Source organism: Pseudomonas pisciculturae (genome assembly GCF_015461805.1).
GTDB lineage: Bacteria > Pseudomonadota > Gammaproteobacteria > Pseudomonadales > Pseudomonadaceae > Aquipseudomonas > Aquipseudomonas pisciculturae.
In genome coordinates, this window is sequence record NZ_JACVZE010000011.1 from 125495 (window position 1) to 141070 (window position 15576).

Annotated in this window: 15 protein-coding genes; 1 reads left to right on the forward strand and 14 read right to left on the reverse strand. The window is 62.5% G+C overall.

The genetic code is table 11. From position 1 onward, the window contains the following. Positions 1 to 284: 284 nt before the first annotated feature. The 12 genes from gspD to ICY20_RS25755 all read right to left on the reverse strand — a co-directional run bounded on the left by gspD (position 285) and on the right by ICY20_RS25755 (position 10494). On the reverse strand, positions 285 to 2513 hold the full coding sequence (gene gspD / locus ICY20_RS25700) for a type II secretion system secretin GspD (RefSeq protein WP_194938953.1): 2229 nt from the start codon (positions 2511 to 2513) through the stop codon (positions 285 to 287). Then, positions 2510 to 3034 (reverse strand): general secretion pathway protein GspN, encoded by a 525-nt coding sequence (locus ICY20_RS25705; protein WP_194938954.1) that lies wholly within the window; start codon positions 3032 to 3034, stop codon positions 2510 to 2512. Before ICY20_RS25705 ends, gspD begins: the two co-directional genes overlap by 4 nt. Next, a complete protein-coding gene (gspM, locus tag ICY20_RS25710) occupies positions 3031 to 3642 on the reverse strand; it encodes a type II secretion system protein GspM (protein ID WP_159958617.1) in 612 nt (203 codons plus the stop codon). The genes ICY20_RS25705 and gspM overlap by 4 nt, the downstream gene beginning before the upstream one ends. Further along, entirely contained in the window at positions 3617 to 4642 is a 1026-nt protein-coding gene (locus tag ICY20_RS25715) for a PilN domain-containing protein (protein WP_194938955.1), read from the reverse strand. Before ICY20_RS25715 ends, gspM begins: the two co-directional genes overlap by 26 nt. Further along, the gene (locus ICY20_RS25720; RefSeq protein WP_159958621.1) at positions 4639 to 5361 is read right to left on the reverse strand and encodes a helix-hairpin-helix domain-containing protein; all 723 of its coding nucleotides are present in this window, start codon (positions 5359 to 5361) and stop codon (positions 4639 to 4641) included. The genes ICY20_RS25715 and ICY20_RS25720 overlap by 4 nt, the downstream gene beginning before the upstream one ends. Continuing rightward, positions 5358 to 5978 (reverse strand): prepilin-type N-terminal cleavage/methylation domain-containing protein, encoded by a 621-nt coding sequence (locus tag ICY20_RS25725; RefSeq protein WP_159958623.1) that lies wholly within the window; start codon positions 5976 to 5978, stop codon positions 5358 to 5360. Before ICY20_RS25725 ends, ICY20_RS25720 begins: the two co-directional genes overlap by 4 nt. Further along, on the reverse strand, positions 5975 to 6343 hold the full coding sequence (locus ICY20_RS25730; RefSeq protein WP_194938956.1) for a type II secretion system protein: 369 nt from the start codon (positions 6341 to 6343) through the stop codon (positions 5975 to 5977). Before ICY20_RS25730 ends, ICY20_RS25725 begins: the two co-directional genes overlap by 4 nt. Beyond that, positions 6340 to 6771: a type II secretion system protein gene (locus ICY20_RS25735; RefSeq protein ID WP_159958627.1), complete on the reverse strand. Its 432-nt coding sequence runs from the start codon at positions 6769 to 6771 to the stop codon at positions 6340 to 6342. Before ICY20_RS25735 ends, ICY20_RS25730 begins: the two co-directional genes overlap by 4 nt. Then, a complete protein-coding gene (gene gspG, locus ICY20_RS25740) occupies positions 6771 to 7187 on the reverse strand; it encodes a type II secretion system major pseudopilin GspG (protein ID WP_122487127.1) in 417 nt (138 codons plus the stop codon). The genes ICY20_RS25735 and gspG overlap by 1 nt, the downstream gene beginning before the upstream one ends. 20 nt (positions 7188 to 7207) lie before the next feature. After that, entirely contained in the window at positions 7208 to 8410 is a 1203-nt protein-coding gene (gspF, locus tag ICY20_RS25745; protein ID WP_194938958.1) for a type II secretion system inner membrane protein GspF, read from the reverse strand. After that, entirely contained in the window at positions 8407 to 10137 is a 1731-nt protein-coding gene (gene gspE, locus ICY20_RS25750; protein WP_194938959.1) for a type II secretion system ATPase GspE, read from the reverse strand. Before gspE ends, gspF begins: the two co-directional genes overlap by 4 nt. Before the next feature lie 144 nt (positions 10138 to 10281). Further along, on the reverse strand, positions 10282 to 10494 hold the full coding sequence (locus ICY20_RS25755; protein WP_159958633.1) for a hypothetical protein: 213 nt from the start codon (positions 10492 to 10494) through the stop codon (positions 10282 to 10284). Positions 10495 to 10991: 497 nt separating this feature from the next. On the opposite strand from ICY20_RS25755, the gene ICY20_RS25760 reads away from it, so the two are divergent. Continuing rightward, entirely contained in the window at positions 10992 to 13745 is a 2754-nt protein-coding gene (locus tag ICY20_RS25760) for a beta-glucosidase (protein WP_194938960.1), read from the forward strand. A 137-nt stretch (positions 13746 to 13882) separates the two neighbouring features. Here ICY20_RS25760 and ICY20_RS25765 read toward each other — a convergent pair whose 3' ends face one another. Beyond that, entirely contained in the window at positions 13883 to 14497 is a 615-nt protein-coding gene (locus ICY20_RS25765; RefSeq protein WP_194938961.1) for a TetR/AcrR family transcriptional regulator, read from the reverse strand. After that, on the reverse strand, positions 14494 to 15546 hold the full coding sequence (locus ICY20_RS25770; RefSeq protein WP_194938962.1) for a LacI family DNA-binding transcriptional regulator: 1053 nt from the start codon (positions 15544 to 15546) through the stop codon (positions 14494 to 14496). The genes ICY20_RS25765 and ICY20_RS25770 overlap by 4 nt, the downstream gene beginning before the upstream one ends. Positions 15547 to 15576: the final 30 nt, after the last annotated feature.

Genomic DNA, 15576 nt, shown 5'->3' on the forward strand with positions numbered 1-15576 from the left:
CCCAACCGGTCGGCTCTAAGGCCGCCGCGCTTTTGCTTTTGATCTGGGGTCGCCCCGTCAAACACGCTGGCCGAACGCAGGCTTTGGAGCGTGGGTAACCCGGCAGGACGCCGGGTTAGCCGCACTGGGCCATGGATGGCCCATTGCGGCGGCCCACGCTCCAAAGCCGGAGTGAGGGCACACCGAGCCTAGGCGAGGTGCCGAGTGTTGGGGCGAAGACCTTTTGGTTACTTTTGGGTCTTTCCAAAAGTGACCCGCTGTAAGAGCGGAACCATAAGCAGCCGTTACCTAAATAACGGATATGTACACTCGCACACTCCACCCCCCGGCCGCAAAAGCTGCATCTGCTGCCGATAATCATCCGTCACCTGCCGCGCCTGACTCCCACTGGTAATCACCCTCGGTGTAATCAGCACAATCAATTCAGTGCGGTCCTTGGACTTGCTGGTATTCCCAAACAACCACCGCAACCCCGGAATCTTCCCAAGATAAGGCACCGCACTCACCGACTCAGCGTTGTCCTGCTTGATCAACCCCCCCAACAACACCGTCTGCCCACTCTGCACCGCCACCTGCGTCGACACCGAGCGCGTCGAGATACGCGGATTACTCTGGGTATCACTCGCCGCTTGAGTCTCGGCATCACTGACCTGCTGCTGAATATCCATATACACCAACCCACCCGGATTAATTCGCGGCACCACGTCCAGAATCACTCCGGTCTGCACGTATTCAACGCTGCTCAACGTGGTGTCGGAGGTGCCGGTATTCACGGTGGTCTGGCTGATGGGAATGTTGTCACCCACCTGAATCTGCGCCGGCTGGTTGTTCATCACTACTAGCGACGGCGCCGACAGCACTTGGGTGCGGCCATTGGTTTCCAGCGCATGCAAGGCCACTTGCAGGTTGGAGCTGACAAACGAGTAGAACAACGAATCCGCCGCCCCCAGCCCTGCCCCGCCACCGCCCAGGGCACCTTGGCTGCCGGCGGTGTTGGCCACGGTGGTGCTGGTGGAATTACCCGCCAACCGCCCCAGGTACCACTGCACGCCAAGGTCGAGTTCACCACTGAGTTTGACTTCGAGAATGCGCGTTTCGATCTGCACTTGCAGCGGTGGGTTGTCGAGGCGTTTGATCGCCGATTCAATTTCTTTCCACTGCACCGGGCGGGTACGTACCAGCAATTGATTGCTGCTCTTTTGCGCGGTGATGCGGGTGCCGGCGTCGAGGCTTTTGGTTGGGGCGTCTTCGGTCACGCCCTGCTCGGCGGTGTCCTGCTCAGCCTGCGGTTCTTCATCATCCGCGACAGGCTGGCTGTTATTGAAGTTATTGCTCAAGCCGCCGGGCGTGCTGCCGGAGGTGCTGTTGGTGCCCGGCGAAGACAGCGTCGCCGTGCGCAAACCCGGTGCGACCTTGGCCGGCGCGTCATCCTTGATCGCACCAGTGCCGTAGATCTGCCGCAGGTACTTGGCCAGGTCGGTGGCCTTCATGTTGCGCACGTCGTACACGTACATTTGCGGCTCGTTGCCACCGCCTTCGTCGATGGTGTGGATCCAGTCGCCGACCTCGCTCAGGTACTGTGGCTGCGAAGAGATCGCCACCACCGAGTTGGTGCGCTCGATGGGCAGGAACCGCACCATGCCCGCCAAGGGCATGCCGCTGTCGGGGCCGAACATCTTTTGCAACTCGGGCATCAGCTCGGCGACCGAAGCGCGTTGCAGACCGAACACGCCCACCGACATGCCCTTGAGCCAATCCACATCAAAGGTGTCGATGGTGTCTTGGTAGTTGGCCAGTTCCTCCGGGGTGCCGGCAAGGCTCAGCACGTTGCGGGCCGGGTCTACCAGCAAAAAAGCGTTTTCGCGGGCGAAGGGTTTAAGCAGCTTTTGCATCTCGGTGGCGGAAATGTAGCGCAGTGGGAATAGCCGCGCCGACAACCCACTGGAGGGCTGCGCCACACGCATCTGCGGCACCAGTTTGCCGGCCACGGCCTGGTTGGCGGGCAGGATCACATAGCGGTTGCCCTGTTTGATCATGGCGTTGTCGGTCCAGGACAGCAGGGTTTCCAGGATCGACAGCGCCTGTTGCTTGTTCACCGGTTTGGAAGTGGAGAAGCTGACATTGCCCTTCACGCCCTGGGCGATGCTGTAGTTCTCGTGCAGCAGGTCACCCATCACGCTGTTGATGACGGCTTCGATGGGCTGGTCGGCGAAGTTGAACACGATGTCGCCGCCGGCCTGCTCGCCCGCTACCGCTGCGGTGGGCGGGCGCACAAACTGCTGGTTGCCGCGGATCAACTGACGTTGCGGCGCAGTCGTGGCCTGGGGCTGTACAGACGGCTCGCTGGCAGGCTCAACAGGCGGGCGCTGCGAGCCGGTGCCCTGCATCGCCTCGTGCATCAGCGCGTCGTCCGCGTCGAGGTGGTCGGGCAGTGAGCCGCAGCCGCCGAGGGAAACGGCGGTGGCCAGGCAAAACACGGTGGTGCGCAAGGCGCCGGGGACTGTATCGATCAAGGGGTGGGCTCGTGAGGAAGGGTAATCGGGGGTGTATTGGACGGCGGCGGCAAACGCAGGGCCTTGAGGCTCAGGGTTTGCGTGCGACCGTCCAACACGAAACGGGCATCGCGGGGGGTGAGTTGCTCCAGTTGCCAGCCGTTGGGCAGGCGCTGGCCCTGGTGGATTTTCAATGCAGGGCCGTCGGCGGGTTTAAGCAGCGCCACGCGCAGGTCGCCGTCGAGCACGACACCGGTCAGTACCAGGCTCGATAGGCTCGACGCTTGGGCCTGGCCCACGGCGTGATCCGGGCTACGGTCGGGGCTGAACAGCGGCGCCTGCCAGGTGCCGGCCAGGCTTTCGAGGCTTGCATCCGGTGCGTTCAGCACCTTGGCCGACGCACTGGCGCCAGCCTTGGGCTCAGGGGTAGGCAACCACTGTGGCGCATCACCCACACTGCTCAAAATCACCACCATCAGCACGCCCAGCAGGCCAGACAACCCAAGCAATGCCCACTCGATGGGGCGCAATACCGGGATCATCGCGACACCTGCTTCGCGCCTGCCGGTTGCAAGTAGCCGCGCACCAACAGGTGCACCACCAATTTGCCGGCGCCGCCGTTGGCGGGCGCATCAGGCCGACGGCGGATGCTCATCTCGTCCACGAACAGGAACGGCCGCTGGTACTCCAGCGCATGCAGGATTGCGGTCAACGGCTCGATGGCACAGTCCAGGGTCAGGCTGACCTTGACCTGGCGATAGGGCTCGCTGTCGTCCTGCTCGGGGGTGATCGGCATGCGCTGGGTCAGCTTGCAACCGCCGCCGAGGTTGGCCTGGCTGTTGATCAGGTCGGCACTGCGCTGCATCAGGTCGGCGGCCACGGCGCTGGGGTCATCGCCGGGCAATAGGCTGGTGCTGCTGGCCGGGTCTTGGCGGGCCTGCTCCAGTTGCTCGCGCAGTGAAGCGCCCTGCTGCAACAGGCCGGCGTAGCGTTGCTGCTGCTCACGCAATTGTTCGGCTTGCTCGCCCATGGTGCGCAGGGGGCCGGCGAACCAGCTGTCGATCAACAGCCAGTACGCCGCGCCCAGCACCAGCGCCAACAGCAAGAGCGCAGCGCCGCGACGTTCACGGGGTGTCAGTGGTCGGCGCATCGGCGGCCTCCTGATGCAAGTGGGCACGCAGGGAAAACTGGTCTTTGCCGGTTTGCGCGTCGGGTTGGATCACCCCTTCGAACTGGGCATTTTCCAGGCTGTGGCAGGCCTTGATGCGGGTGATCAAGGCGCTGGCCTTGGCGCTTTGCCCGGAGAACGACACGTCGGCGCCGTCGTTGATTTCCAATTGGTCGATCCAGGTGTCGGCGGGCAGGCAGGTGGTCAGTTCATTGAGCAGCGCCGCCAACGGTGGCTGGGCGGCTTTGCGGCGAATCAGGTACTGCGCCGCGCCGCGCGTATTGAGCAGTTGCTGGCGCAGACGCTGCACCTCGGCGACTTGAGCCTTTTGCTGCTGAACACTTGCATGCATGGCGTCGAGCACCCGCTGGCGGTCGTTGAGCCAGAGCAGCATCGCCGCGATGAGCAATGCACCACACAGCCACGGCAAGCTGCGCTGCAAGCCCTTGCCGGCCGTGCGCTGGCGCGGGCGTAACGGTGCGGGCAGCAAATCCACGCCCAACCCCTGCACATCCACGTGATGCGGTCGCAAGCCCAACGCGGCGCAGTCGGCCAGGATCTGGTCGAGGCGTTCGCGCAAAACGGCCACCAGCGTCACCTTGAGGTGCGTGGGGGTACGTCGCTCCTGACGCGCGACGAAATACAGCTGATCGGCGTCGAAAGGGGTGAAGCGGTCGAGTTCATAACCCACTACGGCCGTGAGGTTGCGTGCCGCGGCCAGCGGCAGCTGCAGGCTTTGCACCAGCACCGTCGAAGGCGCGAGTACCAGTACTTGGCGCACGTTGTCGGGCACTGGCATCACCGGTTCGAGCAACGGCCAAAGGTAGCTCTGCTCAGGCAACTCGTGTTGGCGCAGCCAGCTCGGCAAGCAGCCGTGCAGCTCCTTGAGCCACAGGCGCCAGCCCTGCTGCAACACGCTGCCACGCCAGCGCTGGGCAAATGGTGCAAGCTGCGCCAGGGGTTTGGATAACAATCGATTCATTCTTGCCAACGCAGCACCCGATAAGGTTGTGCGCTTCCCTCCGATGGGCTCAATAAGACGGTGACATGCAACCGCGCGTGGTAACCGCCGGGGCGTTCGGCGCGACTGCTGATGACCAGCACTTCGCCGGGGTCGGCACCCACCGCGCTTTGGTGCGGCAGGTTCAAGGCCTTGCGCATCAGCGGGCTGGCGAAGGCCGGGTCAGGCCGGTCCAGGCCGCTCCACAAGGTGATCTGCGGCACCAGCCGGCTGTACAGCGCCTGGCTCATGCCCGGCAACTGGCGTAATTCTTCGACCACACGGAACGGCGCCAGCCCTTGGTTGCGCCGGGTTTCCAGGGCTTTGGCCAAGTGCGAGGCTTGGGCCTGGGTGGCACCGCAGGCCAGGGCCACGCGGGCAAAGTCGGCGGGCTCGGCACTGTTCAAATACAACTTGCCGCGCTCACTGCGCAGGCCCACACGCAACTGCGCGTCATCAAACACCAACGGGATTTCCCGCCCATCGGCGACCCACTGTTTGCGCTGCTCGGGATCGGCCAGCGCCTGCATGACCAACGCCACGCCCGCCTCCGCCGCCAATGCGGCTTGGGTGTGCTGGCGATGCCACGCAGCCTGGCGGGTTTGCAACTGCACCCAACCGGCCAGCCCACCGAGCAACAGACTGAGCAACGCCAGTACCCACAGCACCAGCAGCAAGGCCACGCCACGTTGGCGCTTCATTGATCGGTCGCCCCGCCGGAAAGGTTCAACCGCAACGCCACCACCTGGCTGACCCACGGCACCGGCCCGCTGACTGTGGCGTCAATGCGCACCGCGTAGGGCAGCCGTTTGGTCCACGGCCAGTCGCTGATCCAACCGGTGGCCTGGCCTTTGGGCGAGACGCCGCGATAGCTCAATTGCAGCGCTTGGACATTCTTCAACAGCACCTGCGGTTCACTGCGCGACGCCGGCACACTGAACTGGGCGGCGGATTCAAACTGGGCGAAGGCCACCTGTAAATCGCTGCCTTTCAGCTGCAAGGTGAAGCGCTGAATGCCGCCGCCGAGCACACCGGGCAAGGTCGCGACAAATTGCATCCGCTGCGCGGCCCCCACAAAAAAACCAGGGGTCTGGCTATCGTCTTCGGTCACGTCCAACGGCAAGGCTTCGCTGATGGCCGTGCGCAAAAACTGCTGGGCGGCGCGCATTTCATCCAGGCTGGTGGTGTATCGCTGGGCCTTGAGCACGGCGCGATTGGCCCCCAGCAACGCACCGCCCACCAGGGTCAGCAGCACACCGAGCAAGCTGAGCACAATCATGATTTCAAGCAAGGTGAAGCCCTGTTGGCGTCGCTTCACAGTGGCGCCCTGTCCGTCACGGCACGCAATTTAAGCGTGCTGAAATGTGCCTGGTGCGGCCCTTCGCTGACGGTCAGATCAACGCGAAACAAACGCGGCTGGCCCAATCGTGTTGGCTGCTGGGCAATGTTCAATTGCCAACGGATGCCCTGCACGCTGCCCTGGCGCACGCCACGGGCCAGCGGCCCGCTGGCTTCCTGATCGAGCACGCTGAGTGCGGCGTGGGTCAGGCGATCACTGTGATTGACCTGCGCCAGCGACCGCGCACTTTGGCCAAAGGCGACCAGCAGCACCGTGCTGCAAATCGCCATAAGCACCAGCGCGGCGAGCATCTCCAGCAGGGTGAACCCCGCCTGGCGCTTCATGGCAGGGCCTTGGACTGTACGCTGCCGGTCAGCCAGCCGATGTCGATGCGCCAACGGCGTGTGCCATTGGTCAACAACAGGTTGCCGCCCGTGGAGCTGCCATCGGGGTAGAACTCGACGCTAGAGCCGGCTTGCTCGGCGGTGTGCAGGGTCACTTGCAGGTCTGCCGGCCAATGCCTGAAGGGGCGACCGGGGGCCTTGAAGCTCAGCGTTTGCAGGTTAAATTCGGTGCTGGCCGTGTGGCCGCTGACAATCGCCCGTGCTCGCGTACTGCGCAAGGCCTCTACCATTTGCCCGACCACCTGACGCTCGCGGGCGGCCTTGAGCCCTTGTTGCAGGCCAAACCCCACCAGCCCGGCGGCGACGCTGATCAAGACGATCACCACCAGCATCTCCAGCAGGGTAAAGCCGCGCTGAGGGTTGGGCATTATTCCCAGTTGCCCAAATCGGCGCTGTAGCCTTCGCCGCCGGGCTGGCCGTCCTGGCCATAGAAGATCAGGTCGAACGCGCCGTGCTCACCGGGGAAGCGATAGCCGAAGGCATGGCCAAACGGGTCTTTCAGGTCTGACGGCTTGGCGTAGGGGCCGGCCCAACCGGCGGCATTGGCGGGTTTGTCGACCAGCTGTTGCAGGCTCTTGGGCGGCGAGCCGATATCCAGGCCGTAGCTTTCGATCTTCATCGACAGGCTCGCCAGTTGCGCCTTGCCCGCGCCGTATTTGCCCTTGTCGACGTTGCCACCGACCTGGCGTACCACGATGGTGGCGACGATGCCCAGCAGCACGATCACGGCGAGCATTTCCAACAGGGTGAAACCGCCTTGGCGGCGTGCAGGTTTGGAGCGCATGGGGATTAGTCCTTGAGGGTTCATATATTGCTGGTCAGGCTCATCAGCGGCAGCATGATCGCGAGCATGATCACCGCCACCAGCACCGCCATGACCACGGTCAGGGACGGCACCAGCGCAGCGAGCAGGCGGTCGATGCCGCGTTTGGCTTCGACGTCGAACACGTCGGCGACCTTGAGCAGCATGCTGTCGAGTTCGCCGGCCTGTTCGCCGACTTCAATCATTTGCAGGGCCAGGTCGGGCAGCAGCGGTTGCGCGCCAAAGGCGCTGGCCAGGGTGCCGCCGCCTTTGACTGACTCGGCCGCCTGGGCGACCTGGGCTTGCAGCGCGCGGTTGGTGCAGACCTGGCGGGCGATCACCAGCGCTTGCAGCAAGGCCACGCCATTGCTGAGCAAGGTGCCGAGGGTGCGCGCCAGGCGTGCGGCTTCGACCCTTTGCAACAGCGGGCCGATGATGCGAATGCCCAGCACGCGGCGGTCATAACGCTCGCGGCGTTGCGGGTTGCGCAGGCGTGCGGCCAGGGTCCAGATCAACCCAATCAAGCCGGCCAATACCGCCAAACCATAAGCACCGAGGAACTGGCCAAGGCCGAGAATCACTTCGGTAATCAGCGGGATCGGCACGCCGAGGTCTTTGAAAATCGGCACGAATTGCGGGACGACATACGCCAGCAACAGGGCCAGGGAACCCAGCACACCCACCACCAGAAAGGCCGGATAGATCAACGCGTTGATCACTTCGCCCCTTAACAACTGGCTGCGCTCCAGATAATCGCTGAGCTGGCGCAGGGTGTTTTCCAGCGCGCCACCGGCCTCACCGGCACGCACCATGCTCAGGTACAGCGGCGAGAACTGGCTGCCCTCCTCTTCCAACGCTTTGGATAAGGGTTTGCCGGCCTTGACGTGTTCGCGGATACGCTCGATGAGGGCACGGGTTTGCGGCTGGCCGGGCTGCTTGAGCAGGATGCCCAGCGAGCGCTCCAGCGGCTGGCCGGCGCCCAGCAGGGTCGCCAGTTGCTGGGTAAAGCTCACCAGCGCCGCACCGTTCAACTGACCACGGCCCAAGGCATTGCGCAGGCCCTGGCTGCCGGCGGGGTCGATTTGCAACAACAGCAGGCCGCGCTTGTGCAAGGTGGCCACGGCGGCGGCGTGGTCCTTGGCTTCCAGAGTGCCGTTTTGCGCCACGCCCTGGCTGTCGAGGGCGCGGTATTTGAACAGGCTCATGTGCCTTCGCCCCGGGTGACGCGCAGCACTTCTTCCAGCGAGGTCACGCCGGCCACAGCTTGGCGCAGGCCTTCTTCGTGCAGGGTGCGCAGGCCGCCACGGCGAGCGGCCTGTTCAAGGGTGGCGGCGTCGGCCTGGCGCATCAGCAGGCCGCGCAGTTCTTCGTTCATCACCAGCAATTCGGTGATTGCACTGCGGCCGTGATAACCGCCGCCGGGGGCATCCGCGCGGGGTCGGTAGAGTTTGATCGGACGCTCATCGGTGAAGCGGTCCAGGCCGTGTTCGGCGATCAGTTCGGGCGGTGCTTCGAAGGCTTCGCGGGTGGCTGGATCAAGTCGCCTGACCAAACGCTGAGCGAGGATGCCGTTGACCGTCGAGGCGATCAGGTAGCTTTCGACACCCATGTCCAGCAGCCGCGTGATACTCGCCGAGGCGCTGTTGGTGTGCAGCGTCGAGAGCACCAAGTGGCCGGTCAGCGATGACTGGATCGCGATGCGGCAAGTCTCCAGGTCGCGGATCTCACCGATCATGATCACGTCCGGGTCCTGGCGCACGATGGAGCGCAGGGCCCCGGCGAAGTCCAGGCCAATGGCGGGTTTGACCTGGATCTGGTTGATGCCTTCGAGCTGGTATTCCACCGGGTCTTCCACGGTGATGATCTTGCGTTCGGCGGTGTTGAGCCGCGACAGCGCGGTGTAGAGGGTGGTGGTTTTGCCCGAGCCGGTGGGGCCGGTGACCAACAGGATGCCGTGGGGTCGCTCCAGTACTTCAAGAAAGGTTTCGAGGCGCTGGCCGTCGAAACCCAGGCTCTGGAAGTCGAAGCTCACGGTTTGGCGGTCGAGCAAACGCATCACCACCGACTCGCCAAAGCTGGTGGGCACCGTGGACACCCGCAAATCCAGCTCCTTGCCCTGAATGCGCAGCATGATGCGCCCGTCCTGGGGCAGGCGGCGCTCGGCGATGTCGAGTCGCGCCATGATCTTCACCCGCGAAATCACCGCCGCCGAGGAACTGGACGGCGGCGCTTCGGCTTCGTGCAACACACCGTCGATGCGGTAGCGCACCTTGAGCTGGCTTTCGAAGGGTTCGATATGGATGTCGGAGGCGCGATGCTCAACGGCGCGTTGCAGGATCAGGTTGACCAGGCGTATCACCGGTGCCTCGGAGGCCATGTCCTTGAGGTGTTCGATGTCTTCCAGGGCGCCGCCCTGCTCGTCGAGGTTTTCGATCAGGGTGCCCATGGCGGAACGGCCCTGGCCGTAGTAGCGCTCGATCAACGTGTCGACTTCGTTGCGCGCGCCGATGGCCAGCCACACCGGCAAGCCACAGGCGTAGGCCACAGCCTCAAACGGATACAGCTGCGACGGGTTGGCCGCCAGCACGCGCAGGCCGCCGTGGCTCCAGCCCACTGGCACCACTTGGTAGTGACGCATGAAGCGTTCGGTCAGTGCAGGCAGCGGGTCCAGCAACGGTGGCGCAGCGTCAGCCAGCATCAACGGTGCACCGAGCAAACCGGCCCACGCCCGCGCCAACTCGACTTCGGAAACCAACCCCAGGCGGGTGAGCAGGCCGAGCAATTCGGTGTCGTCAGACTCGTGTGACAAGCGCCGGGCGCGCTCCAGGTCGACGGTTTTCAAGCCGGCATGCTGCATCAGCCAGGCGCACACTTGTTCGGTGTCCGGGATGTGCAGTTGGCAGGCATTGATGGGCGTTGGGGGACTTGGCATGAGCAGCTATCTAAGGGGCAATGAAAGACCCTTGTGGGAGCGGGCTTGCTCGCGAAAGCGGAGTGTCAGTCACCGGATACATCGACTGACCCACCGCTTTCGCGAGCAAGCCCGCTCCCAAAGGGGGGGGTTGTGCGCTGGCCGCTAGTTCGAGGCCTTGCTCTCTTTCAACGGCCGGCCGCCCTTGGTGGTTTCCGCTTTTTGCTTTTTGACCGCCTTGGCATCGTGCGCCTGGGTGATCACCGTGGAATCGGCAGCGCCGGACTTGGCGTCTGCATCGGTGGACTCAACCGCCATGGCCGCACCACTCAGTGCAACGCCCAATACAACACCGGCACTCAACAGGGAAATCTTCATCAACGTTCTCCAGATCAAAAACAGCAGATTGCTCAGATGGCGCCTTGATTTCGGCCAAGACCCTACACCAAAGCGTTGTGTATGACAGCGTGTATAAAACATGGCCTTTTAGAACTACCGAGCAACGCCACTAGTTCGCCACGACCTCATAAATTTTGTTAAACCAATCGACTGGTAGGTTTAGCCTTAGTTCAGAATCGTAATGAAATATTTCTAATTTCACGCAAAAATTAGCTTTTGTTTGACTTATAACCGCAAGAATTGCCTTAATTATTGGGTTTTTGTGATTCAAAATGCCATCGCGCGATATCACTTAGACATTATTTATAACAACAAGTAATACATTTTTCACACTAGCAAAACTGCGAAATTCGCCAAGTAATTGCAATTAGCCATCGGTTAAAAATTGCGATAAAGGCCAACTATTGCCTACAGAAAAGTGACGAACGCGCACTTATTGGTGCGCCATGTTTAATAAACAGTTGTTGGAGAGACCCATGAGTAAACGCAAGATGATCGGTGCGCAGTCGGCTTTTGCCCTGCTGGCACTGGCCGTGTCCCATGCACACGCGGCGACCAGCCCGGCGCTGGACGCAGGCATGGTGAGCCGTGCAGAAAAGGCCGCCGACAAGACCCTGGCAAAGATGACCCAGGAAGAAAAGCTCGCCTATATCGGCGGCATCGGGGGCTGGGACGTCAAGCCGTTGAGCCAGTACGGCATCCCGCAGATTCACGGTGCCGACGGCGGCGTGGGCGTGCGTTACACCAGTGAAGGCAATGACCAGGGCGTGGTGTATCCGTCCGGCCCGAACGTGGCGGCCAGCTGGAACCCGCGCCGCGCCATCGACGTGGGTCGCGCCCTGGGCTATGACACGGCCAGCGGCGGTTATCAGTTCGTCACGGGGCCTGGGGTGAACCTGTACCGCATGCCCTACAGCGGGCGTGCGTTCGAGTACTTGTCGGGAGAAGACCCATTCCTCGGCGCCAGCCTGGGGCCGGCGTTGATCAACGGCATCCAGTCCCGTGGGGTGTGGGCCAACGCCAAGCACTACGCGGCCAATGACCAGGAAAGCAACCGCTTCCACCTCGATGAAATCATCAGCGAGCGTGTGCTGCGCGAGATGACCTTGCCTCCGTTCGAGTCAGCCTCAAAGAACAGCAAAGTGGCGATGATGATGTGCGCGTTCCAGAAGGTGAACGGTGAGTTCGCCTGCGAGAACTCGCACCTGATCCACGATATCCTGAAGACCGAATGGGGCTACCCAGGCTTCGTGCAGAGCGACTACAACGCCGTGGTCAACGGCTTGCCTGCCGCCCAGGCCGGCACCGACCTCGACATGATGGGCTACCAGATGAACAGCTCGGTGCTCAAGCCGTTCCTGGACAGTGGCGAGCTGAGCGGCGCGACCCTGGATGACAAGGTGCGGCGCATCCTCAAGCAAATTTACCTGTTCAAGTTCGACAGCAAGGCACCGCTGACCAACCACAACATGAACAGCGCCACCAGCAACCGCGTGGCCCTGAATGCCGCACGCGAAGGCATCGTGCTGCTGAAAAACCAGAACAACCTGCTGCCACTGGATACCAAGAAAGCCAAGCGCATTGCCGTGGTCGGCAACCTGGCCAAATACGCGCCGCCCACCGGGTTCGGCAGCGCCAACGTGATGGCGGCCAACTACATCAGCGAGCTGAGCGGCTTGCAGCAACTGGCACCGGGTGCCAAGGTCGAGTTTATCGACGGGCTGTCGCTGGACCCGAGCGCCTCGGTATGGACCCACACCGACAGCGCCGGCAACAGCGCCAAGGGCCTGAAGACCGAGTTTTTCAGCAACACCAACTGGTCTGGCGACGCGGCGGCCAGCCGTACCGACACTCATGTCGACCTGGACTGGTCCACCGACAGCCTGCCAGTGAATGGCGACACCGCCGCCACCTCGATTCGCTACAGCGGCCAGGTCACGCCGACGGTCAGCGGCGAGCAGGTGTTCAAGATCCGCGCCGACGGTGCGGTGCGCCTGTACGTCGACGGCAAGAAAGTCCTCGACAACGGCGACGGCAAGCCGCTGCCGAACAACAGCATCCCGCCCACGATTCCGGTGTTTGCCAAGGTCAAGCTGCAAGCTGGCAAGCCGGTTGATATCAAGCTTGAGTACTCGCGCCGCAACGGCTATCTCTCCACCATGGGCGGCCTGGTCGGCGTGCAAATGAGCTGGGCTTCACTGGTTGCACCGCAAGACCTGTCTCAGTACGACGCAGTACTGGTGGCCGCCGGCAACAGCAATGAATACGAAGGTGAAGGGTTCGACCACAGCTTTGATCTGCCTGAGTTTCAGGGCCAGTTGATCCAGAGCATCGCCAAGGTCAACCCGAACACCGTGGTCACGATGCACGGCGGTACCGGCTTGAAGATGAGCGACTGGATCGACCAGGTGCCGGCCGCGCTGCATGCGTTCTACCCTGGGCAGAACGGCGGCCAGGCGTTGGCGGAGATTTTGCTGGGCAAGGTCAACCCGTCGGCCAAGTTGCCGATCAGCATCGAGCGCAATATCGAAGACAACCCGATCTACGCGACCTTCCCGAAATTCGACAACCAGGAAACCCTGGCCGAGATGAGCTACAAGGACGACCTGTTCCTGGGCTATCGTGGGTATGAGAAAAAGGGCATCAAGCCGCTGTATCCGTTCGGGTATGGCTTGTCGTACACCACCTTTGGCTACAGCAATATCAGCGTGAGCCCTGGGGTTGCGGTGGCGGGCGCGCCGATCAAGGTGTCGTTCGACCTGGCTAATACCGGCAAGGTCGCTGGCGCTGAAGTGGCCGAGTTGTATGTGGGCCAGAACCACCCGAAAGTCGAACGGGCGCTTAAGGAACTCAAGGGCTACAAGAAGGTGTTCTTGAAACCGGGTGAGAGCAAGCGCGTGACCATCGAACTCAACGACCGCTCGCTGGCTTACTACGACGTGAAGAGCAAGCAATGGGTGGTGGATGCGGACAGTTTCAACTTGTCGGTGGGTGCTTCGTCTCAGGACATTCGTCTGAATGCCAAGCTGGTTAACCCGTTCCGCCAGGAGCTGTCGACCACCACCAGCAATCCCTTGCCGCGTTCGGCGTTGAATTCGACGTTGCGGGAGTTGCCGCAGGTGAAGACTGGTGGGGTGCTGCATCAGAATGACGGGGATAGCGGCACCAGCGCAGGTGATGGCTATGACATGAGCGATGACAGTGCTCAGGGCAGTTCTGCCGGGAACTGATCGGTAAGCAGGATGCTTTTCAGTGGGAGCGGGCTTGCTCGCGAAAGCGGTGTGTCAGGCGATACAAGTGCCAGCTGAACCACCGCCTTCGCAGGCAAGCCAGCTCCCACATTTGACGCTGCCCACTTTGGATTGCATCAGGGTCTGATGGCGGCTTCGACCCGTGCGATGTAGGTGTCGAAGCGCGCTACCAAATCGACCTGCTCGGGAAACCGCAGCCACTGGATCTGCAACCCATCCATCATCGCCAAAATCTCTTCCACCAGCCCGGCGATATCCACGTCGGCGCGCACCTCCCCCGCCGCCACCAACTCCGCAAACTGCCCCTGCATGCGCTGATGAATCGCCGCATAGCGCACCTGGAACCAGCTCCACGCCGGGTGGGTGTCCAGCAAACTCTCGGCATTCAAAATGCTAAACGCCCGCACCACCCCCGGCGCCGTGGCGTTCGAGCGGTTGATCGCCCGCAGACTGCCGAGTAAACCGTTCAGGGACTTCTCCGCACGCACTTCATCGGCAATTCGCTGATTGACCTCGTCCCGACGCTGCAACACCCCCATCAACAGTGAGATCTTGCTGGGAAAGTGATGCAGCAAACCGGCCACTGAAATGCCCACGATCGCCGCCACCTGGGCCATGGATGCGCCGCTGTAGCCTTCCAGGGAAAACACCTGCAAGGCTGCGTCCAGCAGCTCCTCGCGGCGCTTTTCGCCTTTGGGGGCGCGACGGGTTTTGGGAGTGGGTTGGGTCATGGCAACGTCCTTGAGCTTTCCCGTTCGATCAATTGGCACTCCAACAGGTTCAACCGCTGTACTTCATCCTCCACCGGCAACACGCCGAGGCTTTCCAGCACGCGGGTGGCGGCCAGTACGCCAATCTCCAGGGCCGGCGGCTTGATGGTGCTGAGGCTGGGCAGCAGCATTTCGGCGAAGGGGTAGTCGCCAAAGCCCAATACGGCGCAGTCCTGCGGGATTTTCACGCCGGCACGCTGCCCGGCCAGCAGGCCACCGGCAGCCAGGTTGTCGTTGGCGAAGAAGATGGCGTCGGGTGGTGTGGCGTGGCTCATGAGTGCGTCCATTGCCTGCTTGCCCGCCTCGAACGGTGCACGATCAGCGTCGGGGGCAAAGGCCCAGGGTTGCACACCCAATTCCGTCAGCGTCGCGGCAAACCCCTCGCCCCGCTCCATCGCGCTGAAGTCGCCTGCCGCACTGTTTTGCACGAAAGCAATGCGTCGATAGCCTTGACCATAGAGATAACGCGCTGCCATGACGCCCACTTCGTAATGGGAAAAACCGATCTGCAACGGCTCGCGCTCGGGCACGTAGTCCCAGGTTTCGACCACTGGGATATCCGCGTCGGCGATCATCTTTTCGGTGGCCGCGCTGTGAAACCGGCTGGTCAATACCAAGGCCGCCGGCGACCAGCCGAGGAACGCCCGTACCGCGTTCTCTTCCTGTTCGGCGCTGAAGTAACTCGACGCCAGCAACAGCTGATAGCCATGGCGGCTGAGGGTATCGCTGAAGCCTTGAATGGTATTGGCAAAGATGGGCCCGGAGATGTTCGGGATCACCATGGCCACGATCCGCCCGCGCGCCGAGGCCAACCCGCCGGCCACCAGGTTGGGCACATAACCCAACTCGGCCACCACCTGCGCAATGCGCTCGCGACGTTCGGGCGACACTTGCTCAGGCTGGTTGAAATAGCGCGACACCGTAATGGCCGACACCCCGGCCTGACGCGCCACCGTATTCAAGGTCACCCGCCCGGCGCCACGGCGTTTGCGCGGTTTGTCTTCACTCACGGAAGCATCCTGTTAGAAACAAAAAGACAT

Excerpts from the sequence above, each read along its gene's own strand:
- ICY20_RS25715 (WP_194938955.1), bottom strand. The coding sequence starts at position 4,642 with ATGAATCGATTGTTATCCAAACCCCTGGCGCAGCTTGCACCATTTGCC.
- gspE (WP_194938959.1), bottom strand. The coding sequence starts at position 10,137 with ATGCCAAGTCCCCCAACGCCCATCAATGCCTGCCAACTGCACATCCCG.
- ICY20_RS25735 (WP_159958627.1), bottom strand. The coding sequence starts at position 6,771 with ATGCCCAACCCTCAGCGCGGCTTTACCCTGCTGGAGATGCTGGTGGTG.
- ICY20_RS25765 (WP_194938961.1), bottom strand. The coding sequence starts at position 14,497 with ATGACCCAACCCACTCCCAAAACCCGTCGCGCCCCCAAAGGCGAAAAG.
- gspF (WP_194938958.1), bottom strand. The coding sequence starts at position 8,410 with ATGAGCCTGTTCAAATACCGCGCCCTCGACAGCCAGGGCGTGGCGCAA.
- ICY20_RS25760 (WP_194938960.1), top strand. The coding sequence starts at position 10,992 with ATGAGTAAACGCAAGATGATCGGTGCGCAGTCGGCTTTTGCCCTGCTG.
- ICY20_RS25705 (WP_194938954.1), bottom strand. The coding sequence starts at position 3,034 with ATGATCCCGGTATTGCGCCCCATCGAGTGGGCATTGCTTGGGTTGTCT.
- ICY20_RS25755 (WP_159958633.1), bottom strand. The coding sequence starts at position 10,494 with ATGAAGATTTCCCTGTTGAGTGCCGGTGTTGTATTGGGCGTTGCACTG.
- gspG (WP_122487127.1), bottom strand. The coding sequence starts at position 7,187 with ATGCGCTCCAAACCTGCACGCCGCCAAGGCGGTTTCACCCTGTTGGAA.
- ICY20_RS25720 (WP_159958621.1), bottom strand. The coding sequence starts at position 5,361 with ATGAAGCGCCAACGTGGCGTGGCCTTGCTGCTGGTGCTGTGGGTACTG.
- gspM (WP_159958617.1), bottom strand. The coding sequence starts at position 3,642 with ATGCGCCGACCACTGACACCCCGTGAACGTCGCGGCGCTGCGCTCTTG.
- ICY20_RS25730 (WP_194938956.1), bottom strand. The coding sequence starts at position 6,343 with ATGAAGCGCCAGGCGGGGTTCACCCTGCTGGAGATGCTCGCCGCGCTG.